The following is a 24,897-nucleotide window of genomic DNA, read 5'->3' on the forward strand; positions in this document are numbered from 1 at the left end:
TCGCGCATCAAGGCATCAACTGGCCGCCATTCACCTCGATCACCTGGCCGGTGATATAGCCGCTCAGCAGATCGGAAGAGAGGAACAGATAGGCGCCGACGCAATCCTGCGGCGTGCCGGCGCGTCCCTGAGGGATGGTGGCCACCATGCCCTTCATCTGCTCGTCGGTCGAATAGCGCTCATGGAAGGCCGTCGCGATGGTGCCGGGCGCCACGGCGTTGACGCGGATGCCGAAGCCGACCAGTTCCTTGGCCATGCCGCGCGTCACATTGGAAACGAAGGCCTTGGACGAGCCGTAGAGCCCGGCGCCGCCGCCGGCACCATTGCGCGCGGCGATCGACGAGGTGTTGACGATGAAGCCGCCCTGGCGTTTCAGCCACGGGATCGCCTTGCGCGAGGCGGTGAGCACGGACCGTGCGTTGAGATCCATCACCGCGTCGTAATGCGCCTCGGTCAGCTCGGCATAGGGCACGCGGCCGAGCATGCCACCGGCATTGTTGACCAGCCCGTCAAGCCGGCCGAAATGTTGTGCGCTGTCCTCAACCACGCGCTCGACATCGGCGGGGATCGAGAAATCGCCCTGGACGAGGAACACCTTCCCGCCGCCGTCCTGGATTGTCCGGCCAAGCTTTTCAGCCGCTTGCCTGCTCGAATTGTAATGGAGCGCCACAAGGCATTTCTGCGCGGCATAGGCCAGCGCGAGCGCTGCCCCGATGCCGGTCGACGCACCGGTGACCAGCACCGCCTTGCCGGCGAGATCGGGGATGGCCAGGCCGGGAATGATTGGGGCGGTCACGGTGCCTGGCACGTCTATCCTCCGGATTTCTGCTCGTCCTTCGTAGGCCTTTGCCGCCTCTGTGTTCAAGCCCTTCAAGGCCTGAGATAGGCGTAGCCCTGGCGCTGCAGTTCCGCGAGCTTGACGACACCGCCGGTTTCGGCGGCGTGGAAGCCGTCGAGCAGGTCGGAGAGCGCAATATCCATGCCTTGCATGGTGTTGGCGCAGGCATGTGGGGAAAGTCCGTCGCGAACCAGACCCGAAAAACGGCTGGAAATCGCGGCGGATGCGCTCTTCGATTTGAAAGCGGCGAGTGCCGGTCCATGCACGACCAGCACGATATCGACCTTGCCACCGGTGCCGTCATAGTGGTTCTTGATGTTGCCGAGCACGAAGCCGACCTTGTCGAGATCGCTGAGGTGATACGCGACCTTTGGCCTTTCCTCTTCCACGGCCGCCGCCTTGACCTGGCGCAGCCCGAAAAGGCCAGCGGTTCCGGCCAGACCCACGCGGAACATGTCGCGGCGTCGCATGGTTTCATCCTCCAATCGTGGGCCGCAAATTGCGTGGCCTCCACCTCGATCCTAGCATAAATTGCAGACACGTCCTGTCGGGCGAGGAGGGTCCTATGACGTTGAAGACCATTTTGGGCGCCGGATTGGGTACTGCCCTGCTCGCGACACTGGCCGGTGCGGCCTTCGCCGAGGATGCGCTCAAGCTCTCCGAACTCAGCCCCGACGGCAAGGATGCCTGTTTCGGGCGTGTCTACGATGCGGCGCATCTCAAGGCCCATCCGAACCAGAAGGTGGGACGGATTTTCTTCCACTACGGCCATGACCCGGTCAGCCATCCGAACGAGGAGCCGAGCAGTGGTCCGTCCGACTACACCGGCTTCATGGCGACGACGGTGCGCGACGCCAAGAAGCCCGAATGGGTCGGCGGCTGGTGCGGCAAGGACGATCCGCAATCGGGCGAGATCCGCTGCGGCATGGAATGCGACCGCACCATGGCAACGCTCAAGGTCGATGAAGAAGGCCGGCTGACCATCTCCGACGTGGGCCGCGACCTCTATCTCGATGTCGGCGCCGAGGACGAACTGGGCGAAAAGGAATACGCCAGGCAGGCGCTTGGCATCGAGGACGACGGCTTCCGGCTGGACCGCATGCCGACAGAGACCTGCAAGGCCGAGTTCGCGCGCATCGATCCGGTCGATCCGGCACTCGGGCCGCCGCTGCGCGAGCGGCTGAAGCCGGACCAGCCCTTCTGCTACGGGCGCGACTACGATGCCGCGCATCTTGCCTCGCATCCCGATCAGTCCACCCGGACCATCCGGGTTTTCCGGGGGCCGGTGGAACTCGCCTCCTTCGCCAGGGATGGCGATCCGGCCAATTGGCCTAGCGGCGCCGACATTGCCGTGTCCGTCACCACGCGACAGAAATCGGCTGAGGTGACGCAGATCTATAGCTGCGAAGGCGAGGCGGACCAGTGGCGCTGTACGGCAAGCGCGAACATGAGCGCCTTTTCCTGCGATATCGCTGCCAAGGAGATCTACCTGCGCCGCGGCGTCAACGGCACGATGATGCTGGCCAATCCTAACAACAGCCTGCCGATCGTCGATTTGTGCTCGAAGGCGGCCGACGGCAAGACCACGTCCGACGACAAGGTCTATCGCCTGGAGCCGATGCCGCAATCCGTGTGTTCGCCGTGAGGGCCGCCAATGATTGATGAACCTCTTCCACAGGATTGGGACTGGCTCGACCAACTAGTCGGGACGCTTGATGACGATTTTGTCGAGGCGGCGCTGGAAAGGCCGGCGGAACAGGCGCGACCCGCTCTCGACGACGCCTTCAAGTGATCTGGTAGGGTACCTGCCGTCACTGCCTAGATTTGGTGACCCACCTCAAGCGAACGGCACGGCCGTCGTGCCCTTGGGCAGTTTCGCCTCATCGTCAGGCTCGACATGGATGGTGACGCGGACCGAGGGGATTTCCGCCTTCAGCGCGTCCTCGATGCGGTCGCAGATGACGTGGCTGGCGCCCACCGACATGTCAGCATCGACGACCAGATGGAATTCGATGAAGGTGGCGCGGCCGGCAATGCGCGTCTTCAGATCATGGACTTCCAGCGCGCCCTTGCAATTGGCCGAGATGAGGTCGCGGATGCGCATGTGTTCGGCCGTGTCGACGGCGCGGTCCATCAACCCGTTCATCGACGAGCCGATGACGTGCCAGCCCTGCCACAGGATGTTGAGCGCGACGATGACGGCAAGTGCCGGGTCGAGAATCTGCCAGCCGGTCAGCACGACGCCGACCAGGCCGGCGAAGACGCCGACCGACGTCACCACGTCGGTCGTGATATGCCTGCCGTCGGCGACCAGCGCCGGCGACTTCTCGGCGCGACCGGCACGGATCAGGGTCCAAGCCCAGAAGGCGTTGATCACCGTCGCGACGCCATTGACGGCAAGGCCGGTCCAGGGCTGTTCGAGCGGGGCGGGATGGCGCCAGGACCACCAGACCTCGTTCAAGATCAGCAGCGCCGCCAGCACGATCAGCACGCCTTCCAGAACGGCCGAGAAATACTCGGCCTTGTGATGGCCGAAGGGATGATCCTGGTCGGCCGGCTTGTAGCTGACCCGGATCGCCCAGTAGGCGGCGGCCGAGGCAATGACGTTGACGATGGATTCCAGCGCGTCCGAATACAGCGCCACGGAGCCGGTGACATACCAGGCCGCCAGTTTCAGGCCGAGCACGACGCAGGCGACGACGATCGACCAGAAGGCAAGGCTGGCGACCTTGCGCCTGGCGGCGGCTTTTGCGTCTGCTGCGATGACTGGGGAAGCCGCGTTCATCCGTAGTCCTAGGCGGCCTTTTCCCGGGCCTTGCGCGGCAGGTGCGCAACAATGTTCTCGATGATGCGCATGCCGGCATTGTGGCCGAGCGTCATGATCGACTCGGGGTGGAACTGCACCGCGGCGATAGGCTCCTTGCGATGTTCGAACGCCATGATGACGCCGTCCTCCGTCTCGGCCGTGACGATGAAGCCGTCGGGCAGCCGCACCGGGTCGGCGAAGATCGAGTGATAACGGCCGACCGTCACCTCCTTGGGCAGGCCGGAGAAGATGATGCCCGGCTTCGACACGCGGATGCGCGACGGCTTGCCGTGCATCGGCACATGCAGTTGCCGCAGTTCGCCGCCATAAGCCTCGGCCAGCGCCTGCAGGCCGAGGCAGACGCCGAAGATCGGCAGCTCGCGCGCCCGGGCCCGCTTGATGGTGGCGGCGCAGTCGAAGTCCTTCGGCGTGCCGGGGCCAGGTGACAGCACGACCAGATTGGGCTTCAGCCGATCGAAGACCTCGTCAGGCACCGGCGTGCGCACGGTCGAGACATTGGCGCCGGTCTGGCGGAAATAGTTGGCGAGCGTATGGACGAAAGAGTCCTCGTGGTCGACCAAAAGGATGTTAACGCCGTCGCCGACACGCGCGGTGCTGCGTTCAGTGCTGGCGGCATTGCCTGATTTGGCGTCGCGGATGGCGGAGAGCATGGCGGATGCCTTCAGTTCGGTTTCGGCTTCTTCTTCCTCGGGGATGCTGTCGAAGAGCAGCGTGGCGCCGGCGCGCACCTCGGCAATGCCGTCCTTGATGCGGATGGTGCGCAGCGTCAGGCCGGTGTTCATGTCGCCGTTGAAATTGACCATGCCGATCGCGCCGCCATACCAGGCGCGCGGGCTCTTCTCGTTCTGCTCGATGAAGCGCATGGCCCACAATTTCGGCGCGCCGGTGACGGTGACCGCCCAGGCGTGCGACAGGAAGGCGTCGAAGGCGTCCATGCCTTCGCGCAAGCGTCCCTCGATGTGATCGACGGTGTGGATCAGGCGCGAATACATCTCGATCTGGCGGCGGCCGATGACGCGTACCGAGCCGGGTTCGCAGACCCTGGACTTGTCGTTGCGGTCGACGTCCGAGCACATGGTCAGCTCGGATTCGTCCTTCTTCGAATTGAGCAGTTTCAGGATCTGCTCTGAATCGGAAATGGCGTCGTCGCCGCGCTTGATCGTGCCCGAGATCGGGCAGGTCTCGACGCGGCGGCCGTTGACGCGCACGAACATTTCGGGCGAAGCGCCGATCAGGTACTCGCCCTCGCCGAGATTGATGAAGAAAGAATAGGGAGAGGGGTTGATCGACTTCAGCTTGCGCGAAATGTCGGAGGGCGGCGTCTCGCAGCGTTCGTAGAACATCTGGCCGGGCACCACTTCGAACAGGTCGCCGCGCTTGAAGCTCTCCATCGCCTTGCGCACCAGATCGGCATATTCGCCGGGCTCGTGGTCGCCGCGCGGCGGGATGCGGTCGGCGGTCTGGAACGGCTCAACGACGGCGTCGCGCGGCAGGCCCTCCGTCGAAAACCCCTCGCCGGAATAGTCGTAGCGGTCGGTCCAGGCCTTGGTCGAATAATGGTCGACGACGAGGATCTCATCGGGCAGGAACAACACCAGGTCGCGCTGGCTCTCTTTGCGCTCGAGCTTGTAGTCGACCGGATCGAACTGGAAGGCGAGATCGTAGCCGAAGGCGCCATAAAGGCCGAGATTGGCGTCTTCCTCCGTCTTGAACAGAGCGGTGACGGCGCGCAGGACCGTAAACACCGAGGGTACGCGGCTGCGTTCTTCTTCGGTGAAGACGCGGCCTGGCTTCGCCACATCGAGGCGGATCAGCTTCTTCGATGTCTCGGCGATCGTCACCTCGGCAAGGCCGGCAAGCGCCTTGCCGATGACAGGCAAAAGCACCTCGCCACGGCTGTTCAGTGCCTCGATGCGGATAGCGCGGCCACGCGCCGAGATCACCAGCGGCGGATCGATGATGGCGGTGTCCCAGCGCGTGTAGCGGCCGGGATATTCGTAATTCGAGGAAAACACGGCACCGCGGCGCGCATTCAGCCCGTCGACATAGGCGTCGATCGCGCCTTCATAGGGCCGGTCGTGGCGCTCGCGCGTGATGGTCACGCCACCCGCGGTGACGAAGCGCTCCGCCCCGTTTTCGAGAATTTGCGTCGTCATTGCCGTCTCCATCAGCGTATTGGGGCAACGGACCCGGGAATGCCTGGAAAAACAAATGGCCGCCCGGACATTCCGTTGCGGCCACCCTCTATTTTCACGCGAACGCGTTCGAACAGGCCGCTGTCAGCGAGCCCACCACCAAACGGTCTTGATCGAACGCATGTTCATGAGAGTCCCATAGCGGCGAATGAACGGCCGTGCAACTGGATTCAGTGGAGGGCGTGAGCCCTCAATCCTCCAGCGTTCCCGACCTGGCGTCGGCGCTCTTGCTGTCGCCGACCAGCTTCAGCAGGTCTTCGCCGCCGCGGATGATGCGGCGCGATCGCCGGGTCAGGATGAGGCCCGCCTGCGGCGCGAACACCTCGGTGCGGCCGTCGGCTTCACCCGGGGCATGGACGATGGTGGCGAGGCGTGCGCCTTTGGTCACGCGGTCGCCGGGCTTCACGTCGTAGAGCACCGCGCCGGCCCGGGGCGCCGGCATCATGTCGATGTTTTCGAGCGGCGCGACAGTGCCGGTGAAAGGAGCGGGCGCGGGCAGGGCCGTATCGACGAGCGCGCCGCGCGCCACCAGCAGCCGATAGAGGCCCTCGGCATCGGAGGCGGCCAGAGCGCCATCGACATCGAGCATGCCGCGATATTCGACCGTGGTGGCGACGCGCCGGTCGAAGCGCGCGACATCGGCGGGAACGTTCTGGTACGGCATGATTGAGGCACCTTCGAAAGTGCCGTCCGTGTCCTCATCCCACAGCACCACCGCGTCGACGCCCATGGCGGCCGCGCAATCCGCCATATGAGGCCACAGGCTGGTGTGGACGTAGAGATAGGCGAGGCCCTCGTCGTCGCAATGCAGGTCGAGCACGATGTCGTGGCCGATGGAAAGCTGCAATAGCCGCGTTTTCAGCCGCTGGTCGGCCGTGCCGAGCGCTGTGTCCGGCAGCAATTTGGTGTCCGGCGCCGCCAGCAGTGGAAAGCCGCGGTTGAAATTGTTGCGGGTGCCCAGATGGAAGCGGCCCTGATGCTCGCCGAAATGATACTGGGCGCGGCCGACCGGATTGGCCTGGGGCACGATGGTGACGTCGCCCTGGATGCGGCCTTCAGCCTCGGCCTTGGTCAGCATCGGCATCAGCGCATCGATAGCGACCACGCCCGGCAGTTCGCCGGCGTGAAGGGCGGCTTGCAGATAGGCCGAGGGAGCTGCCCTGTCGCTGCCTTCGAAGCGGAAGACCGGGAATTCGTAGGAAACGCCTTCGCTGTCACCGGCGATGCGCTCGATCGATTTCTGCATGATTTGCTCCATCAAGAGCGAGAAGACATGCCCATCGGAGGTGCCGATGTCGATTGGTCCAGCCTGCCGCGCTATGGGCGCAAGGGCTATTCCGCAGGCGCCCCCAGCGCGACGACAGGCGCAGGCCGATCCATCGTCTGCGACATCACCGCGACGGCGACGGCCAGCAGCGCGAGTGCCGCGCCGACCAGCGGAAGATTGGCATAGGATACGCCGAAGGAGAGCGCCAGCCCGCCGATCCAGGCGCCGCCCGCATTGCCGACATTGAAGGCGCCCTGGTTCAGCGTGGCGGCAAGGTTGGGCGCCTCGGACGCCGCCTCGACAACGCGGATCTGCAATGGCGGCACGACGACGAAGACGAGCAGGCCCCACAGGAAAACCATGGAGATGGCTACCACTGCGACGGCGCCGAATTCGGCGAAGCCGAGCAATAGCAACGCCAGCATCAACAGCGTGCCGATCACCGTCGGCATCAGCTTCCAGTCGGCCAGCCTGCCGCCGATGATGTTGCCGATGGTCATGCCGCCGCCGAATAAGAGCAGCACCCAGGTGACCGCCCCCGTTGAAAGGCCGGATACGTCGGTGAGATAGGGCTTGATATAGGTGAAGACGGCAAACAGGCTGGCGGAAGCCAGCGCCGAGATCAGCATGGAGAGCCACACCTGCAGCTTGCCGAGCACGCGCACTTCACCGAGCAGGCCGCCGCCGCTCGACTCAGCGACATTTGATGGCACCAGGCAGGCGATGGCCGCAACCGAGATGAGGCCGATGCCGACGACGGCCACGAAAGTGGCGCGCCAGCCGAAGGCCTCGCCAAGCGCGGTGCCGCCGGGAACGCCGAGGATGTTGGAGAGCGTCAGCCCGGCAAACATCAGCGCGATGGCGCTCGCCCGCTTGTTGCGTGGCACGAGGCTCGCGGCAACAACCGAGCCGATGCCGAAGAAGGCGCCATGGCCAAAGGCGGTGAAGACACGGGCGGCCATCAGCAGCCAGTAGTTGGGTGCGATGGCGCAGAAGAGATTGCCGATGACGAACAGCGAGGCCAGTCCGACCAGCACCGGCTTGCGCGGCAGATGGGCGGTGGCCAACGCGATCACCGGCGCACCGAAGACGACACCCAGCGCATAGCCGGTGACCAGGAGGCCGGCCGAGGGAATGGAAACGCCGAGATCGGCGGCGACCTCCGGCAGCAGACCCATGATGACGAATTCAGTGGTGCCGATGCAGAAGGACGCAATGGCGAGCGCTAGGATCGGCAAGGGCATGGGGCGTCCGGAATGAATCGGTTCAAACCTCAGACTGTCCGGAGATCGGGCGGCCGCACAAGTGCGATTGCTGCATTGCAGCATTGCAGAAAGCGGAGAGCAGTTCGCGAGCGCGGCCTATGCCAGCGGCTTCAGCTCCTGGGCAATGGTGGGCAGCAGCTCCGAGACATTGGGGTGGATGTGGGTTGCCCGCGCGAGCGTGTCGACCGGCGCCTTGGCATACATCAGGTCGAGCACGCAGTGCACCGCCTCGTCGCCACCCGGCCCGAGCACCGAGCAGCCGAGAATCTCCCTGCTGTCGGCATCGACCAGGATCTTCATGAAGCCTTGCATCTCGCCTTTTTCGACGGCGCGGCCGACGCGGGTCATCGGCCGCTGGCCGACCAGCGCGCGACGGCCGGACTTTCTCACCGCCGTCTCGGTCATGCCACAGCGGCCGAGCGGGGGATCGATGTAGAGCGCATAGGCCTCGATGCGATCGCTGACCTTGCGTGGGTCGTTGTCGAGCAGATTGGCGGCGACGATCTCATAGTCATTGTAGGAGGTGTGAGTGAAGGCGCCTCTGCCGTTGCAATCGCCCATCGCCCAGATGCCAGGCACATTGGTGCGCAACTGGTCATCGACGACAACGAAGCCGCGTTTATCGACCTCGATACCGGCCTTGTCGAGGCCGAGGTCATCGGTGTTGGGCGTCCGGCCCAGCGCCAGAAGCACATGCGAACCGACCGCCGGCGCCTTGCCGGCCGAAAAAGTTACGGCAATGTCGCTGCCCTTCCTGCCAAAGCCGATGTCGTCGGCGCCGACGTGAACGGTGATGCCTTCGTTTTCGAGGATCGACATGATGGCGGCCGAGACGTCCTCATCCTCGCGGCCGGTCAGCCGCGGGCTCTTTTCGATAACGGTCACATCGGAGCCGAAGCGGCGGAACATCTGCGCGAATTCGAGCGAGATGTAGCTGCCGCCAACGACGATCAGATGGCGCGGCAGCACATCGAGATCCATCATCGATGAATTGGTCAGGTAGTCGATGTCGTGGACGCCGGGCAGGTCGGGCACCGAGGCGCGGCCGCCGGTGTTGAGGAAGATCTTCTTGGCGCTCAGCAGGTCGTCGCCTACGCGCACCGTGTTGGCGGTTACGAAGCGCGCATGGCCGCGATAGAGCGTGCATTTGTCCATGCCGGCGATCCAGTCTTCCAGCCCGGTGCGGGAGGCGCTCGACACCTTGTCCTTGCGCGCCTTGATCGCTTTATAGTCGACGCCGACGGGACCGCCGAGCGTCACGCCATAGTCGGCGGCGCGGCGGGCGAGATGCGCTGCATAGGCGCTCGCCACCATGGTTTTGGTCGGGATGCAGCCGGTGTTGACGCAGGTGCCGCCGACCAGCTTGCGCTCGATCAGCGCCACGCTCATGCCGGCGGCGTTCAGCCTGCCGGCGAGCGGAGTGCCGGCCTGTCCGGCGCCGATGATGATGGCGTCGAAGCTTTTTGCCGTCATGCCACGGCCGCCACGATCAGCAGGCCGCCGATGATCGCCACGGCGTCCTCGATGAAGGCGGCGGGCGGGTCCTTGCCGAAAGCGGCTGCAAGCCGGCCACGCACTTCGGCGCCGCCATAAGTGCCGATGACCGCGCCGATGGCGCCGGCGATGAGCCCACCGATGGTGGCGCCGCCGGTCGCGCCGATCACCGCGCCAGTGAAGGCGCCCAGGATGATGCGCGCGCCGAACTGCTGCGGCACTTTCCGGCTCGGCGTCGACGGCAGCTGGTCGGTGACCAGCTCGACGATGGCCAGGATGGTGAAGATGCCGACGGCGGCCCAATGGCTCATGAAACTGGCCCAGGTGCCGGCAACCGGCAGCCAGCCGAGATAGGCGCCCCAGGCGACCGCTGCAGGTGCGGTCATGGCGCGCAGGCCGGCAATGACGCCGATCAGCAGTGCGAGAATGTACAGCATGATTGATCCCCTCGATCACCGGGCCAGGACCAGTCCGGCAGCGCAGGCTAGCATAGGCTTGGCATTTGACCAGTGGCGACGCTGGTGCTTTCCAGTCTGGATCGACTGTGCTTTGGAACGATCTCGAGACAGGAGGCACCGCCATGGCTGGAAGCGAACGTACGAAAATGGCGGCCGGCGAGTGGTACACATGCCTCGATGACGAACTGGAGGCGTTGCGTGTCATCGCGCGCGATGCGGTTTTCGAACATAACAGCCTGCCGCCTGGCCGCCGCGGCAACATCGGACCCGCCCTGAAATCGCTGCTCGGCGCGGCGGGCGAGGGCGCCCGCATCGAGGCGCCGTTCCATTGCGCCTATGGCTTTAACATCTTCCTCGGCGACAGCGTCTTTCTCAACGCCGGCTGCACCATCCTCGATACGGCAACGGTCCGCATCGGCAAGCGGACGTTGCTCGGCCCCAACGTGCAGATCTATTGCGCCGAGCATCACAAGGAGGTCGCGGGTCGGCAGGCAGGTCTGGAAATCGCCAGGCCGGTCGAGATCGGCGATAATGCTTGGATCGGCGGCAGCGCCATCATCCTCGGCGGCGTCAGCATCGGCGAGGGGGCAATCGTCGGCGCCGGTAGCGTGGTGACGCGCGACGTGGCCGCGAACACGACCGTGGTCGGCAACCCGGCCCGGCCGGCCGGGCGCGGTTGACGGTCATGCGGCGGGAAATTGGATCGTCGCCTCGAAACCGTCCGGCCGGTTGGTCGCCGGTGAATTCAGAACAAGCGTTGCTCCCGTCTGCTGCAGGATCCGGGCGACAATCGCCAACCCGAGACCCGAGCCTTCGGCGCGCGTTGCGCCGCGCTCGAACCGCTTGATCAGGCCGCCCGGGGCTGGAACGACCGGACCCGCGTTGATCACGCTCAGTCTGGCATCATAGCCGACGCGTACGAGCACCGGGCCGCTCTTTGCACCGTGCCGCAAGGCATTCTCGACAAGATTGCGCAGGACAATGGCCAGTGCATCGGCGTCGATTGTGGCGAACGCCGTGCCTTTTGCCGGCGCTTCGAGGCGGATGCGGCCTTTGCTCTCGCCGTGCTGTTCGAAGTCCGCGACCACCAAAGCCGCGACCGTGGCGAGATCGAGAGGCTTGGCGGCAACCGCTATGCCGGCGTCGGCGCGCGCCAGTTGCATCAGCTTTTCGGACACGCTGGCGAGGCCGGACAGGGCTGCCTTGATCTGGCGTGGCCGCTTCCTTGCCGCCTCATTCGCCGCTTCGGCTATCATGCGCTCGGTCTGTGCCAGCGCGCCGGCAATTGGCGTGCGCAACTCGTGAGCCGCATTCGCAGTGAATTCCTTTTCGGCATCAAGCGCCATGTGCAGGCGCTGCATCAGACTGTTGACCGACTTGGCGATGGCGGCAAGCTCGGCAGGGAATTCCTCGGTTCGAATGGAAGCGAGGTTGTCACCGTGCCGGGCGCTGATCTCCCTGCGCAGCGAAGCAATCGGCTTGAGTGAGCGTGCCATGGTCAGCCAGGCGACGATCGCACTCAGCGGGATAAGGATGATCATCGGCACCAGGAAACCGATAGCGGCCTCGATTGTTTCCTCATTGCGCCGTGCATCGAGTTCGGCAACCTGGACGAAAACCGAGCCGCTGACCGCCGGTTCGGTGTAGATGCGCCAACCGGCCTCTTCCGTGAATCCCTGTGCCAGCCTGGCTGTCAGCGGTTCGACCGGGGCGTTGTGGGAGCCCATGAGGATGCGCCCGTGGCCATCACGCACCTGGAAGACCAGCCGGCCACCATCGTCTTCGGAAACGGCTTCCGCCAGTCTTCTCGGCGACTGCAATGTGTCGCGCGCGAAAAGGTCGTCGATGACAAGCGGCAGCAGCCTGCGCGCGGCCTCCCGCATCGAACTGTCCATGGCTTCGTTGATTTCGCGATGCAGAGTGTAGCTGCCGGTAGCCGCGGCAACCAATCCGAATGCGACCGTAAGCGCAATCAGCGACAGGACGACCCGGCCGACAAGGCTGTCGAGCGCTCTCATTGGGATGCCAGCCGGTAGCCCAGCCCTCTCACGGTCGCGATCGCCTCGCGCCCGATCTTCCTGCGCAAGCGGCTCACATAGACCTCGACGGTGTTGCTCTCGATCTCGGAACCGAAGGCATAAAGCGCGTCCTCGATCTGGCCTTTGCCAACTGTTACGCCGGGCCGGCGCAGGAACTGCTCCAGCACCGCCCATTCGCGTGCCGTCAGCATAGTCTCCGCGCCGTCCACGACAACACGGCGAGCGGCCTGGTCGATTTCGACCGGTCCGATACGGATCAGGGGATTGGGACTTCCAGCGTAGCGGCGCGCGACCGCGGCGAGGCGCGCGGACAATTCGCCGAGATCAAATGGCTTGACCAGATAGTCGTCGGCTCCGGAATTCAGTCCTTCTATCCGATCGGAGAGCTGGTCGCGCGCGGTCAGGATAATGACCGGCGTATCGCTGCCTTCACGGCGAAGCGTCTTCAAGAACTCGAGGCCCTTGCCGTCAGGCAGATGCAGATCGAGCAGCAACAGCTCATAGGATGCAACATCAAGGTGATCGCGAGCCTCAGCGAGGGTGCTGCTCCAGTCCACGGCATGGCTGTCGGCGGCGACATGATCGCGCACCGCCTCGCCCAGCACCTGATCGTCCTCGATCAACAGAACCCGCATTTTGTCTCCGCCAACTGGTGACCAGCGCCATACGGCACGAGGCTGACAGTAGCCTGAATGCAAGCCAACTGCGGCATTTGGGCGGCGTGAGCCGCGTTCAGGCTGCTGTCAGGTTTCACGGCCAGTGTCAGCGGCATCGGAATTGGCCGATGGAGAAACGACATGAAGACTTTGATCCTGACCGCATTGGTCCTGGCCGTTGCCGGCCCGGCCTTCGCCGACGACACATGCAATGTGCCAACCGACCAGTGGCAGCCGCGCGAAGCGCTGCAAAAGAAGCTTGAAAGCCAGGGCTGGAAGGTTCGCAGCATCAAGACGGAAAACGGCTGCTACGAAGCCAAGGCGCTCGACGCCAACGGCAAAAGGCTGGAGGCCTTGTTCAATCCCAAGACGCTCGAATCGGTCGGCGCCGATTCCGACGACGGCTGATCATCATGAACGCCTCCGTTTCGACACGAGAAACCTCGGTCAAGGTCTGGAGCCCTTACATTCGCCTCTTTCACTGGTCGTTGGTCCTGTGCGTTGCGGTGGCATGGCTGTCCTCCGGGGAAATCATGAAAGTGCATGAACTGGCCGGCTATTGTGCGGGAGGCCTGATCGCCTCGCGGCTGATCGCCGGATTGGCCGGATCGAAATACGCGCGCTTCCGGCAGTTCGTGCGCAGCCCTGGCGCCGTCACCAAGTATCTTGCCGACGTGATGCGCAATCGCGAGAGACGCTATCTCGGCCACAACCCCGCTGGTGGCGCCATGGTGCTGGCGTTGCTGTTTTGCGTGGCGGCAATTGCGCTTACCGGTTGGATGCAGACCACCGACGCCTGGTGGGGCGTGGAGTGGCTGGAGGATGTGCACGAGATACTGGGCAACAGCCTATTGGTGCTCGTCGGACTCCATGTTGGAGGCGTAGTGCTGGCGGGTCTGCGCCATCATGAGAACCTTGTCCGCGCGATGGTCAATGGCCGCAAGCGCGCGCCATCGGCGGACGATGTGACCTGATTACCTCGGACATCAGGGGCGTCGCATCGCTGCGGCGCCCTTGCCATCTGACCTCATTTGCACCGACAGGCTCATGCCGAGAGGGCGTGTGTTGCGCGCTCATCCTGAACGTTTCTCGAGAATTCGCGCCGGTATCGCGCCGGGGAGGTCTTGAGCCGCGCCGCGAAATGCTGGCGTAGCGAGGTGGGGCTGCCGAAGCCCGCCTCAAAGGCGACAGCTTCCATCGGCTGCGCCGTCGATTCGTGGGAAGATCCTGAAACAGAAGGGGCGCCGCATGATACGGCGCCCTTAGCAGTCTGTGGTTTGGATGCTTTAGAACAGACCCTCGATCTGGCCCGCTTCATTGAGGAAGATCTTTTCCGAGGACGGCGCCTTGGGCAGGCCGGGCATGGTCATGACCTCGCCGCAGATGATGACGACGAAGCCGGCGCCTGCCGACAGCCTGACCTCGCGCACCGGCACGGTATGGCCGGTCGGCGCGCCGCGCAGGTTCGGGTCGGTCGAGAACGAGTACTGGGTCTTGGCCATGCAGACCGGCAGGTTGCCGTAGCCGGCCTCTTCCCAGGCCCTGAGCTGGTCGCGCACCGATTTGTCGGCGATCGCTTCGGAACCGCGATAAATGCGCTGGACGATCGTGTTGATCTTCTCGAACAGCGGCATGGCGTCGGGATAGAGCGGCGCAAACTGCGACGCGCCGGATTCGGCCAGCGCGACCACCTTGTTGGCGAGGTCCTCGATGCCAGCCGAGCCCTTGGCCCAGTGCTTGCACAGAATCGCTTCTTCGCCCATCGAGGCGACGTAGTCCTTCATCGCCTGGATCTCGGCGTCGGTGTCGGAATAGAAATGGTTGATCGCGACCACCGCCGGCACGCCGAACTGCCTGATGTTCTCGATGTGGCGGCCGAGATTGGCGCAGCCCTTCTTTACCGCCTCGAGATTCTCCTTGCCGAGGTCTTCCTTCTTGACGCCGCCATTCATCTTCATGGCGCGCACGGTGGCGACGATGACTGCCGCTGCCGGCTTGAGGCCGGCCTTGCGGCACTTGATGTCGAAGAACTTTTCGGCGCCGAGATCGGCGCCGAAACCGGCTTCGGTAACGACGTAGTCGGCGAGTTTCAGCGCCGTCGTGGTGGCGACGACCGAGTTGCAGCCATGGGCGATGTTGGCGAAGGGGCCGCCATGGACGAAGGCCGGGTTGTTTTCCAGCGTCTGCACGAGGTTGGGCTGCATGGCGTCCTTGAGCAGCACGGCCATGGCGCCGTCAGCCTTGAGGTCGCGGGCATAGACCGGCGACTTGTCGCGGCGATAGGCGACGATGATGTCGCCGAGGCGCTTCTCCAGGTCCTTCAGGTCGGTGGCGAGGCACAGGATCGCCATGACTTCGGAAGCGACGGTGATGTCGAAGCCACCTTCACGCGGAAAACCGTTGGCGACGCCACCGAGCGAACAGATGATCTCGCGCAGCGCCCGGTCGTTCATGTCCATGACGCGGCGCCAGACGACGCGGCGGGTGTCGATGCCGAGCTCGTTGCCCCAGTAGATGTGGTTGTCGATCAGCGCCGACAGAAGATTGTGCGCGGTGGTGATGGCGTGGAAATCGCCGGTGAAGTGGAGGTTCATGTCCTCCATCGGCACGACCTGGGCATAGCCGCCGCCGGCCGCACCGCCCTTGACGCCGAAATTCGGTCCGAGCGAGGCTTCGCGGATGCAGACAATGGCTTTTTTGCCGATGCGGTTCAAACCGTCGCCGAGGCCCACCGTCGTCGTCGTCTTGCCTTCGCCGGCGGGCGTCGGGTTGATGGCGGTGACGAGGATCAGCCTGCCGTCCTTGTTGCCCTTCACCGACTTGATGAAGTCGGCCGAAATCTTCGCCTTGTCGTGGCCGTAGGGCAAAAGATGCTCGCTCGGAATGCCGATCTTCTGGCCGATCTCCTGGATCTGCTTCTTCTTGGCGGCGCGCGCGATCTCGATGTCGGATTTCACTTCGGCCATGACGGCTTTCCTCTGGATTGGACGGTGGAGGGGACGGGTTCGATCACTGATGCATGTTCGAAACGGCCCGCAGGCGCGTGGGGGCTTGTTCTAACCCTGTCGCTGCCGCGGCGTCAACTTTCATGCAACTATATTTCCTATGAAGAAAGTGCTTCCACTCTCGGGTCGACCTTATATCGGGTCTTTGCGCCCGGTTGTCGCGCCGTATAGAAGCCAGAGGACGCGCCGTTCTGCCGTCTCAAAACAGCCGCACAATGCACGGAATGCGACAGAGGCGACGGCGCAAATTCGCCATCGCCATCGCCGTGGACAAACGTTCTACTGCGTGAGCACGTTGCTGATCTCGACCATGTTCGAGCGCACCCTGAGCACGTAAAACCCCATCGTCGTCAGATGCGTCGGCAACAGCCAGCCGTCCTCGCGGCCATTGGCGATGATGAAGGGCTGGATGCGCAGCGCCGAGACGAATTGCGCGTCCATCGTGTCCCACAGATTCTGCAGGTGTTTTTCCTTGATCACGTCCTCGAAGTCGGCCTGGGCGCCTTTCATCAGGCCGTAATAGGCATAAAGCTGGCCATAGGCGAACCAGTAGCGGTCGTCGGCGCGGAAGTCGAACCAGCCATTGTTGTGGTTTTCAGCGCGCTCCTTGAGGATGGCCGAGGTCGAGCCGATGTCGCTGGCGATGCGGTCGATATACTGCTTCAGATTGTCGGCGCGGGCATCGAACGTCGCCTGGCAGGTCGCCAGCCGGGCATTGAAGGCGCGCAGTTTGCGCACCGCATCGCGATAATAGCTCGGCGTCGGTGTCTTGGGGCCGAACGGACTGATGCCGAAATACCAGGTCTCTTCATCGAACTGCAGATTGCCGCGCGCATCCTGCAGGTCGGCGTCGATCTGCGATGTGGTGCGGACGCGGCCGAGATTATCGGCAAGCTCGGTCGCCGTGCGCCGGACCGCCTGGTTGATGCCACGCTGGAACGAAGCCTTGTTGTCCATCCACGGCGTGTGGTCCCAGTCGATGCCGAACAGGCCGAGCTTGTAGAGGATCATCGACGAGATCCAGGCATTCTGGTTGACATTGAAATCGGTAAGGTCAGCCGCCACCTGGGCTATGCCCGAGTTTCCGCAGGTCCTGGCGGTGTCGGTGCCGGCGCCCGCCGTCGTCTGCTCGCCGGCCGAGATGTTGCGCTTCTCGAACGTATAGGTGTTGGGGTAGCTCGGGTTGAAATTGTTCCACCACTGGGTGGCGTAGAAGAAGTTGGCGTAGAGGCCGATCAGCACCAGCAGGGCGAGGCCGAGCACCGCCTTCAGGATCCAGCCGCGCTGCGTGTACCAGCGGCCGGCCCATAGGAACGGCCACAGGATCACGCCGATGACGACGCCGATGCCACGGCCGATCCACTGGAAAATCCAGGTGAAGAAATTCACGATCGGGTCAAGCATGGCGATGTCACCCCTCAGTCTGTCAAACGTTCAATTCAATCAGTCAGGCCGTAGAGGCGTGTGCGAAACGCCACCTTGTCTTTCAGATATGTGGTTTTCAAAACGTCCACAACATGCGATCGCCAGGCGTCGGTGTAGCCGTCAAAGTCCTTGTAGAAGCCCGGCTTGTTGAAGACGTAGCGCGAAACGAAGTCCTGGGGCACGAAGTCGGAGATCAGCTGGTTGGTCAGCCAGGCGTCGGGATGGTCGGGCTTGGCCCGGACCACCAGGAAGCGTTGCTGCGGGAACACATCCTCGATCTTGAGATGGCCGAGCTGGGCGATCTCGCGCTTGGCGGCGTTGAGGAAGGGAAAATTGCCGTCCCTGGTGATCAGATCGGTGTGGCCGTGGATCCATGTCTGCAGCCAGACCTTGTCGACGTCGCTCAGATTGCGGTCGGGCTCGGTATCGCGGATCAGCGCCCGCACCACCATTTCTGCGCGATGTTCGAGATAGCCCGAGGTTTCGATCCATGAGGCGCGGGGCAGTTCGATGCGGCCGGTCGCGGCAAGGAATTTGAACACCTTGTCGGCATCGTTGATTGAGAGATAGCTCACTTGCCATGGCCGCGAGCGGCGGAAACCGGGTGCGGCTGGGTCGCTGATGACAGTGGTCATGTCCGGATCGACGAACACATAGAGCCCGCCGAAATGGCTGGTCCAGTAGGCGTTGTGGCGGAAGATCACCTGGTCGGGCACCAGCGCGTTCTCGCGGATGTCGCCGCAGATCTTGGCCAGCTCGACCATGCGGGTGAGCATGGCATCGTCGCGCCAGGCCTCCGGCTCCTGTTTCAGCCGGTCGACGAGCTTGCCGAGTTCGGCCGCCTTGCCCAGCACGTCCTCGGCCGACAGCACCTTGAACTCGACCTGGTTGATCGACAGCAGATCCTCGATGTCGTTGACCTTGGGGACCGAGTCCTCGATCTCGCCATAGATGACATCCTTGATGGTCAGCGCGTCGATGGCGCGCTGGTTCTTCGACATGAACTCGAACATCAGTTGCGAGGTGTTGGAAAAGGCGGTGTGCACCACCGGCAGGTCGATCTGCGACGGCGTCAGGATGATGAAGCGGCGGTTGACCTCATTGGGGTCGAGATAGCCATAGTCGCCGCATTCCTCGGCCACTTCAGGCGAAAAGCCGGTGCGGTCGATGTCAAAGCTTTGGAGCTTCGTCGGCTTCAGGCCGAAGGCAGCGAGCGCCTTGTTGTAGCGCTGGATGAGGTGCGGCTCGTCGATCGTCAGCAGCCGGCCATAGATCAACTCGTTGTCGCGCAAAAGGTCGGGTTTCTTGCTCACTATTCCTTCTCCCCGTTCACGGGGAGAATGGGGCGCTGGCGCAAATTACGCATTCCAGCTTCCCTTCTTCTTCATCTCCTCGATTTCGCGCAGCGCGCGGTCGCGCAGACGGGTGTCACGAATCATCTTGGTCACTGCCGCATCGTCGGACTTGTCGGAATAGCGGAATTCGCTATCGGCGTAGCGGTTGATCTCCTGCATGACCATCTCCATCGAGAATGGGCCGCGCAGTTCCTCGATCATCGCTTTCTTCTCGTCATAGCCCTTGTGCATGAAGGCTTCCGGCTTCTCGAACCACTCGTCCGGCAGTTCGATGTCCATGGCGCGCATTTTGATCGCATCGGTGACGTTCTTGATGGCGCGGCCGGTGAAACGCGGCTCGGCGTCCTTGATCATGTGCAGATAGGTGCCGATATCAGCCATCGACTTCGGCGCGCCATTTTCCTTCATGTAGCGCTCATAGACCTTCATCAGTCCGTCTTCCCTGGGCTTCTCGTGCTCCTCATAGGCTTCCATTACGGCGCGCTGGATTTCCTGGGCGGCATAGAGCTTGTGGTCGCCGAGCGGGATCTTGTGGTTCTTGCCGGCGAGCAGGACGAAGATGTCGATGTAATCGTCGCGGCTCTGCGGCCCGTCGACCAGCCAGCGGGCGCCGGCGCGCTGGCGCAGCGCATCGTCGACGTTTTCGGGATAGTTGGAAAACATGCCGAAGGAACAGTTGCCGCGCACGACCGTCGACGCACCGGCAAAGGCGTCCATCAGGACACCGGTGATTTCCTGCTGGCCGGCCGAGGCGCGGTCGTCGGAACGGCGCGCCGCCACCTGGTCGATGTCGTCGATGGTGCCGAAGCCGATGACGCGCGGGTTCAGCACGTTGTTGATGAACTGGCGGCAATTCTGGCCCGACTTGCCCTGGTAGGAGGAGATCTGGTCGACGCCGAAATTCTCGTAGGCGAAGGGATAGCCGGCGACCTGGCAGTAGCCGCTGACGAGGCCGGCGATCATCTGGATCAGCGTCGTCTTGCCGGTGCCGGGCGCGCCGTCGCCGATGAAGGTGAAGAGGAAGCCGCCAAGCTCGACGAAAGGGTTCAGCTCGCGCTCGAAATCATAGGCCATCAGCATCTTGGCGAGCTTGACCGACTGGTATTTGGCGATGTGGTTGCCGACGACCTCTTCCGGTTTCTTGAAGGTCATCACCAGCGGTTTCGAACGCTTGCCGGGCGCTACGTCGAAGCCGTCGAGCGTGAAGTCGTCGATGTCGATGCGGATATGGGCGTTTTCGAACGGGCCGATGCCGTCGAAACGGCCCTTTCGCGCCAGAAGGCCGTCGATGGCGACGCGGGCAAAGGCACGCGCCCGGGTCATCAAGTCGGCGTCGTCCTTGGCGCCCGCAATCGCTCTGTCGAGGCCGGCCAGGATCGACTTCACCGCATCCTGCGGCGTGTCGAACAGGAAGTCCGGCTCGGGTGTGTCATTGGGCGCCTCGCCATCGCTGTCGATGAGCTGGAACAGATAGGAGCCGAGACTGAAGGCGGAAATGTAGGCCGAGGCCGACAGCAGCCTTTTGAAGGTGGCGGCCTCGTCGCCTTCGAGCGGGGCGCGGGCGTTTTTCGCCTGCAGGCTTTCGAGGTCGGAACCTTCGGCGAAGACGTCCGATATGGCCAGTGCTATGGCCGTGCCGCGCCGGGCGCGAAACAAAAGCGTATGCTGCGCGATGCTCAGCAACTGGTCATCGGGGTGGACGGCGGCGACGGTCTTGGCAAGCTCGACCTCGCGCGTGCGCCGCACCGAGCCGACCGAAACGGTCGAGACGAAGCGGCGGTTGGTGCCGGCAAGTGCGGTGCCGGATTCGCGCGACGGATCCTCCAGCACGACGATGCGGGTGATGAAGCTCTGCGCGGTGGCGCGGTGCTTTTCGATTGCCGCTTCAGAGATCGTGGTCAGGCCGGTGTCCATGAAGGATGCTCCGCGGTTTGACGGTCAGACGTCGCTGATGACCTGTCCCTTGGACAGGATGTGGACCTTGTAGCCGGAAAAAATCTTCTGTGCCTCGCCGGCGGCGTAGAGCGCCTGATAGGCCTCATGCGGGATCAGCGCATGGTTCTCGTAGCTCGATACGCCCTGGCGCGCGGCCTCCAGGTCGTCGGTGTTGATGAAGAATTCCTGCGTCGTCTTCTCGCTCGAAAACAGGCCCTTGCGGCCGGGTTTTTCGGCTTTCGAATAGACTTCCTGGATGGTCCAGGTAAGCAGCCAGGCGTTTTCCGGCTTGCGCACCTTGGCCAGCACCTCGGTAACCGTCGAATTGTTGTCGGTGATCCCCGCCGAATAGAAGGGGCCGAGCACGACACGGCGCAGCTGCTTGGGGTGCAGCGGTTCGAAATCCTTGTCGAGATTGACGGCGATGGTCGCCGGCGACAGCGTATAGGCCGAGTTCTTCTCGGTGAAGTCGTCGAAGCGATGGGCAAGCTCGGGGTTGAGCAAGCCGTCGACCGGCAGCGGGATGTCGACCTTGTCGTTGAGCTTGCCGGTGTCGTCGACGAGCTGGCGGATCATCGCCTCGGAGGAATCCTCGACCGTCACCATATAGACCAGCGGCAGGTTGGCGCTGCCGTCGAAGGCAGCCCAATGGACGAGATAATAGGGCCGCCCCGTCTTCGGATTGACCGAGACCTTGGCTGTCTGCGCCAGCGTAAACGGGCCGAAGGTGGTCTCGCTCTTCACGTCCTCGAGGTAGAGCCGCTCGGCCATCGACTTCTGCAGCGCTGCGGGGAATTCCTTGTGGCGCAGGATGAAGTCGGCCATTTCCTCGCGCAACTCGCCGGCCAGCGGGATGTTGGCAAGCCGTGCATCGGCCTGGCGACGGTCGTTTTCCAGCTCGAGCAGGTTCTGAAAGACCGGAAAGCCGCTTTCGGCGCGCGAAATGCGGAACGTGTCCATGAAGCCCAGCCGGTTGCGCCAGCAGGAAAAGGACTTGTCGAGCCGCGCAATGTACTCGGCGACGATCCTGGCGACGATGCCGTGCCGGTAGAGCGGCGAGCGGTCGTCGCGCATGAACACTTCGAGGCCGCTGAGCGCCGCCGTGATCGCCGAGAAATAGCGCGCCGCGGCTTCGTTTTCGGGGGTCATGCAGCCAGCCTTAGAGTGCGATGCGCGTGCAGCAATTAGGACTGCACGTAATTGGCCGAATTATGCTTCTTCATCACGTCGTCGAAGCGGCGGGCGAAGGCATCGTCGGCGAGCTTCTTGCGGCGCTGGATGTCGGCGGTCGCCACCATATTCTTCTCGTGCATTTCGAGGAGATCGCCAATGTGCTTCTGCGAGGCAGCCCCGATGCCGGCCATCGTCTCCTCGGCGGTATTGTCGACCTGGCTGCCCAGCGTGTTGATCTTGTGGGCGACGTCCTGCTGGGCGGCGGTCTTCAGCGAATCTTCCAGCGCCTTGTAGAGCACGATGCGCTGCTCGGTATCGATGGTTAGCTTGTTGATCAGCGTCGACTGCGCCGCGATCTGGTTGTTGAGCGAATCGACGAAGGTCTGGAACATCGAAGTGTAGCGTTCCAGCGTCTGGCTTTCGGCCAGCAACTCCTGCTCCTTGGCCTGCTTCTCATTGTATTCCGTAGCCATTTTCGAGCGCTCGCCTTCAAGCTGCGTGCGCTCCTTCTGACTGGTCGAGGCGGCGATCTTGTTTTCGATGTCGAGCAGCATCGGGTTCAATTCCTCGATGCGCTTCTGGACGGCCTCGAGATTGGACATGGTGGTCTTGCGGCGCTCGATCACCTGCGCGAGGCTGGCCTCGGAGGTCTTGTAGCGCTGGTCGAGAACGTCCTTCTGCGCCTTGAGGATGCCAACGATGGTGTCGGATTTCGCCAACAGCTCCTGCAGATTGCCGGCCAGCGACATGTTGCGGACACGGTCGGTGCGCATACGCTGCTTGCTCTGGCTGGAAAAGATGCCGATGAAGTTTTCCCAGCCGGTGTAGTTCTTCATGCTCTCGAATTCGGCGCCGAAGACGTTGGTGGCGTCCTCCAGCCCGATGATCAGGTCGGCAATGTTGCCTTCCATCACCTTCTGCTGCTTCAGCACATCCTCGATGCGGGCATTCTCGATGTCGAAATCGGCGGCGCCGATCTTCTTGTCGGCCTTGGCGAGCGTGTCGAGCACGGTGCCGGATTGCTCGATCTTGGTGCGCATGTCCTGCACGACCTGCTTGGTCTTGGCAATTTCGGCATCGAAATTCTGCAATGTCGCCATGGAGGCCTCCCGCTTCGGCATCAGTTTCGTGTCGCAACCCGCCGCGAATATATGTGCGGCATGGGGGGAAGGGAAGGCGCAAGAGACAAGACGTCAGGAAATTCAAAGGAGTGGGCCGGCGATTGCTTGATCGTCAAAGGCGACCATCGCGTGTTTCAGGACGGATCAGGGCTTGGGATCGGCCTTGAGATAGGCAATGACATTGGCGATATCATCGTCGCTGGTCAGGCCGGTGAAGCCCATCTTGTTGCCGGGGACCTTTTGCCGTGGCGCGCGCAGATATTCGGAAAGGTTCGCCTCGTCCCAGACCATACCGGCGGCGCCCGCATCCTTCATCGCCTGCGAATAGCGGCTGAGGAAGCTCTGCGCCGTGCCGGCGGTGCGGCCGACGACGCCCATCAGATGCGGGCCGACCTTGTCCCGGTCGGTCGCTGCCTCGTGGCAGGCCAGGCACCGATTGAAGACCTTCTTGCCGAGGACGGCGTCGCCGTCGGCATTTGCGGCAAGGATGCCGGCAAGGAGAAAGACACCGGCGGACGAAATGGCTCGAAACATCGCTGACCCCGACAAGTTCTGGCTGAAGACCGATTAGGCCGAGGCCCTTAACAAACGCCGCATGATGGCGGGATTGCGGAAGACAGGCTCAACCCGGTAGACCTTTGACGGCCTGCTGGATCGTCTGTTCGATCGCAGCCAGCGAATGCCTGTCGCGTACGAAGGCCCGGCCGGCGTCGGCCATCGCGGCGGCCCGTTGCGGCTCCGCGGCGAGTGCCGTGATCTTCGCGGCCAGCTCGCTGGTGTCGCGGCCGGACAGGAAGTGCGTGCCGGCTTCGAGGCCGAGCCCCTCGACAGCCTTTTCCGTTGCGCAGACGACCAGTCCCGCGGCCATCGCTTCCAGCACCTTGATGCGGGTTCCACCGCCGAACCTGAGCGGCATCGGCGCATAACCGGCACGGCCAAGCAGATCCGGCACCTGCGGCGGGTTTTCGACGAGTTGCAGCCCGTGCGTTGCGCAGACATGGCGCACGATATCGCGCGGATTCCTGCCGGCTACGATGATCGACCATGGCTGACCGGATGCCGCCAGGCGCGGCGCCATCTCGCGGCCGATCTGCTTGACCGCGTCGATGTTGGGGAAATAGCCGAGATGGCCGATGAAGCAGAGGCGGAGCTCTTCGTAGCGCCGGGTGGCAATCGGCAGGGAGAGCACTGTTTCGTCGGGGAAGGGATTGGCGATCACCTTGATGTCGATCATCTTGTTGCCCGGCGGCTTGCCGCTGCCGGCCGGTCCCAGCGCCAGCAGCGTCGCCCGGTCCGCTTCCGAGCAGACCCAGACCTGGTCGGCAGTGCTTGCGGCCAAGATATCCGCTTCGCGTGCCTGGACGATCTTGCGGCGGTGCTGGCGAAAGCGCCACCAGCGCTGCCACAGGTACAGCGATCCGATGCGTTCCGCCACCGTGCGCGAATCGACATTGTGCAGATCGATGACGGTCTGTCCGCCGTGTTCATGCGCCAGCGCCAGCAATTGCGAAAGCGCGATGTCTTCGATCACCACGAGGTCGGGCGCGAACGCTTTCCAGATCGAGGCTGCTTCGGTCAGTTCATCGGCCGGGACTATATGCACGGTCGGGTGCGGGCTGCGTCTGTGCCAGGGGCCGCGGCCACGGGCCGCCTCGATGATCCGGTGCCGGATATTTGGCGGCGTCGCGGGCGCCGGCGCGCCGGTGAAGCTCACGGTCAGGACCTCGCCCAGTGTTGCCAGCGCCCGCGCATTGGCGGCGTTCCGGATCTCGCCGCCGGAGACCGGCGGAAACGGACAATCGACCGTGAATTGCAGAATTTTCATGCCGCCCCCGCACGCATCG

The 24,897-nt window shown here is 63.5% G+C and carries 23 protein-coding genes and 1 pseudogene; 5 read left to right on the forward strand and 19 right to left on the reverse strand.

Annotation, left to right across the window (positions count from 1 at the left end):
* Window positions 1-7 precede the first annotated feature (7 nt).
* Together C9427_RS13795 and C9427_RS13800 are read right to left on the reverse strand one after the other, a co-directional pair.
* Entirely contained in the window at window positions 8-808 is an 801-nt protein-coding gene (locus C9427_RS13795; RefSeq protein ID WP_107649713.1) for an SDR family NAD(P)-dependent oxidoreductase, read from the reverse strand.
* A gap of 62 nt (window positions 809-870) precedes the next feature.
* Window positions 871-1,308 carry a DsrE family protein gene (locus tag C9427_RS13800; RefSeq protein WP_107649714.1) on the reverse strand — a complete coding sequence of 146 codons (438 nt, stop codon included), beginning with the start codon at window positions 1,306-1,308 and terminating at the stop codon, window positions 871-873.
* Between the two features lie 95 nt (window positions 1,309-1,403).
* Between C9427_RS13800 and C9427_RS13805 the strand changes: the two genes are divergently transcribed.
* Window positions 1,404-2,483, forward strand: a complete 1,080-nt coding sequence (locus C9427_RS13805) for a hypothetical protein (RefSeq protein ID WP_107649715.1) — start codon at window positions 1,404-1,406, stop codon at window positions 2,481-2,483.
* 9 nt (window positions 2,484-2,492) lie between these two features.
* Window positions 2,493-2,630, forward strand: a complete 138-nt coding sequence (locus C9427_RS13810) for a hypothetical protein (RefSeq protein WP_245437070.1) — start codon at window positions 2,493-2,495, stop codon at window positions 2,628-2,630.
* Between the two features lie 45 nt (window positions 2,631-2,675).
* Here C9427_RS13810 and C9427_RS13815 read toward each other — a convergent pair whose 3' ends face one another.
* The 6 genes from C9427_RS13815 to C9427_RS13840 form a co-directional block, all read right to left on the reverse strand.
* Window positions 2,676-3,623: a cation diffusion facilitator family transporter gene (locus C9427_RS13815; protein ID WP_107649716.1), complete on the reverse strand. Its 948-nt coding sequence runs from the start codon at window positions 3,621-3,623 to the stop codon at window positions 2,676-2,678.
* A gap of 8 nt (window positions 3,624-3,631) precedes the next feature.
* The gene (locus C9427_RS13820) at window positions 3,632-5,821 is read right to left on the reverse strand and encodes an anthranilate synthase (RefSeq protein ID WP_107649847.1); all 2,190 of its coding nucleotides are present in this window, start codon (window positions 5,819-5,821) and stop codon (window positions 3,632-3,634) included.
* 229 nt (window positions 5,822-6,050) lie between these two features.
* Window positions 6,051-7,106 (reverse strand): M14 family metallopeptidase, encoded by a 1,056-nt coding sequence (locus C9427_RS13825; RefSeq protein ID WP_107649848.1) that lies wholly within the window; start codon window positions 7,104-7,106, stop codon window positions 6,051-6,053.
* An 86-nt stretch (window positions 7,107-7,192) separates the two neighbouring features.
* Window positions 7,193-8,371: an MFS transporter gene (locus tag C9427_RS13830; protein ID WP_107649717.1), complete on the reverse strand. Its 1,179-nt coding sequence runs from the start codon at window positions 8,369-8,371 to the stop codon at window positions 7,193-7,195.
* Window positions 8,372-8,488: 117 nt separating this feature from the next.
* Window positions 8,489-9,865, reverse strand: a complete 1,377-nt coding sequence (locus C9427_RS13835) for an FAD-containing oxidoreductase (RefSeq protein ID WP_107649718.1) — start codon at window positions 9,863-9,865, stop codon at window positions 8,489-8,491.
* Complete coding sequence (locus C9427_RS13840; RefSeq protein WP_107649719.1) at window positions 9,862-10,323, reverse strand: DUF4126 domain-containing protein; 462 nt, start codon at window positions 10,321-10,323, stop codon at window positions 9,862-9,864. The genes C9427_RS13835 and C9427_RS13840 overlap by 4 nt, the downstream gene beginning before the upstream one ends.
* Window positions 10,324-10,466: 143 nt before the next feature.
* On the opposite strand from C9427_RS13840, the gene C9427_RS13845 reads away from it, so the two are divergent.
* Window positions 10,467-11,024, forward strand: coding sequence for a sugar O-acetyltransferase (locus tag C9427_RS13845; protein WP_107649849.1), 558 nt, complete (start codon window positions 10,467-10,469; stop codon window positions 11,022-11,024).
* Between the two features lie 3 nt (window positions 11,025-11,027).
* Here the strand turns inward: C9427_RS13845 and C9427_RS13850 are convergent, their stop codons facing one another.
* Window positions 11,028-12,362: a sensor histidine kinase gene (locus C9427_RS13850; RefSeq protein WP_107649720.1), complete on the reverse strand. Its 1,335-nt coding sequence runs from the start codon at window positions 12,360-12,362 to the stop codon at window positions 11,028-11,030.
* A complete protein-coding gene (locus C9427_RS13855) occupies window positions 12,359-13,018 on the reverse strand; it encodes a response regulator (protein ID WP_107649721.1) in 660 nt (219 codons plus the stop codon). The genes C9427_RS13850 and C9427_RS13855 overlap by 4 nt, the downstream gene beginning before the upstream one ends.
* Before the next feature lie 162 nt (window positions 13,019-13,180).
* On the opposite strand from C9427_RS13855, the gene C9427_RS13860 reads away from it, so the two are divergent.
* Together C9427_RS13860 and C9427_RS13865 are read left to right on the forward strand one after the other, a co-directional pair.
* Entirely contained in the window at window positions 13,181-13,447 is a 267-nt protein-coding gene (locus C9427_RS13860) for a PepSY domain-containing protein (protein ID WP_107649722.1), read from the forward strand.
* Window positions 13,448-13,452: 5 nt separating this feature from the next.
* Window positions 13,453-14,013, forward strand: coding sequence for a cytochrome b/b6 domain-containing protein (locus C9427_RS13865; RefSeq protein WP_107649723.1), 561 nt, complete (start codon window positions 13,453-13,455; stop codon window positions 14,011-14,013).
* A 71-nt stretch (window positions 14,014-14,084) separates the two neighbouring features.
* Here the strand turns inward: C9427_RS13865 and C9427_RS35410 are convergent.
* From C9427_RS35410 to C9427_RS13910, 9 genes and pseudogenes are all read right to left on the reverse strand, one after another.
* Window positions 14,085-14,255 (reverse strand): annotated as a pseudogene (locus C9427_RS35410) (GlxA family transcriptional regulator); the annotation flags it as partial.
* A 70-nt stretch (window positions 14,256-14,325) separates the two neighbouring features.
* Window positions 14,326-16,005, reverse strand: a complete 1,680-nt coding sequence (locus C9427_RS13875) for a formate--tetrahydrofolate ligase (protein WP_107649724.1) — start codon at window positions 16,003-16,005, stop codon at window positions 14,326-14,328.
* Between the two features lie 318 nt (window positions 16,006-16,323).
* Complete coding sequence (locus C9427_RS13880) at window positions 16,324-17,448, reverse strand: DUF2333 family protein (RefSeq protein WP_107649725.1); 1,125 nt, start codon at window positions 17,446-17,448, stop codon at window positions 16,324-16,326.
* 35 nt (window positions 17,449-17,483) lie between these two features.
* Complete coding sequence (locus tag C9427_RS13885) at window positions 17,484-18,782, reverse strand: DUF6638 family protein (RefSeq protein WP_167434342.1); 1,299 nt, start codon at window positions 18,780-18,782, stop codon at window positions 17,484-17,486.
* A 45-nt stretch (window positions 18,783-18,827) separates the two neighbouring features.
* On the reverse strand, window positions 18,828-20,738 hold the full coding sequence (locus tag C9427_RS13890; protein ID WP_107649727.1) for an AAA family ATPase: 1,911 nt from the start codon (window positions 20,736-20,738) through the stop codon (window positions 18,828-18,830).
* A 24-nt stretch (window positions 20,739-20,762) separates the two neighbouring features.
* On the reverse strand, window positions 20,763-21,908 hold the full coding sequence (locus C9427_RS13895; protein WP_107649728.1) for a hypothetical protein: 1,146 nt from the start codon (window positions 21,906-21,908) through the stop codon (window positions 20,763-20,765).
* A gap of 35 nt (window positions 21,909-21,943) precedes the next feature.
* On the reverse strand, window positions 21,944-23,032 hold the full coding sequence (locus C9427_RS13900; protein ID WP_107649850.1) for a hypothetical protein: 1,089 nt from the start codon (window positions 23,030-23,032) through the stop codon (window positions 21,944-21,946).
* A 165-nt stretch (window positions 23,033-23,197) separates the two neighbouring features.
* Complete coding sequence (locus C9427_RS13905; RefSeq protein ID WP_107649729.1) at window positions 23,198-23,587, reverse strand: c-type cytochrome; 390 nt, start codon at window positions 23,585-23,587, stop codon at window positions 23,198-23,200.
* An 88-nt stretch (window positions 23,588-23,675) separates the two neighbouring features.
* Entirely contained in the window at window positions 23,676-24,878 is a 1,203-nt protein-coding gene (locus C9427_RS13910; protein WP_107649730.1) for a glycosyltransferase, read from the reverse strand.
* Window positions 24,879-24,897: the final 19 nt, after the last annotated feature.

This window comes from Mesorhizobium helmanticense, from assembly GCF_003034915.1.
Taxonomy (GTDB): domain Bacteria; phylum Pseudomonadota; class Alphaproteobacteria; order Rhizobiales; family Rhizobiaceae; genus Mesorhizobium; species Mesorhizobium helmanticense.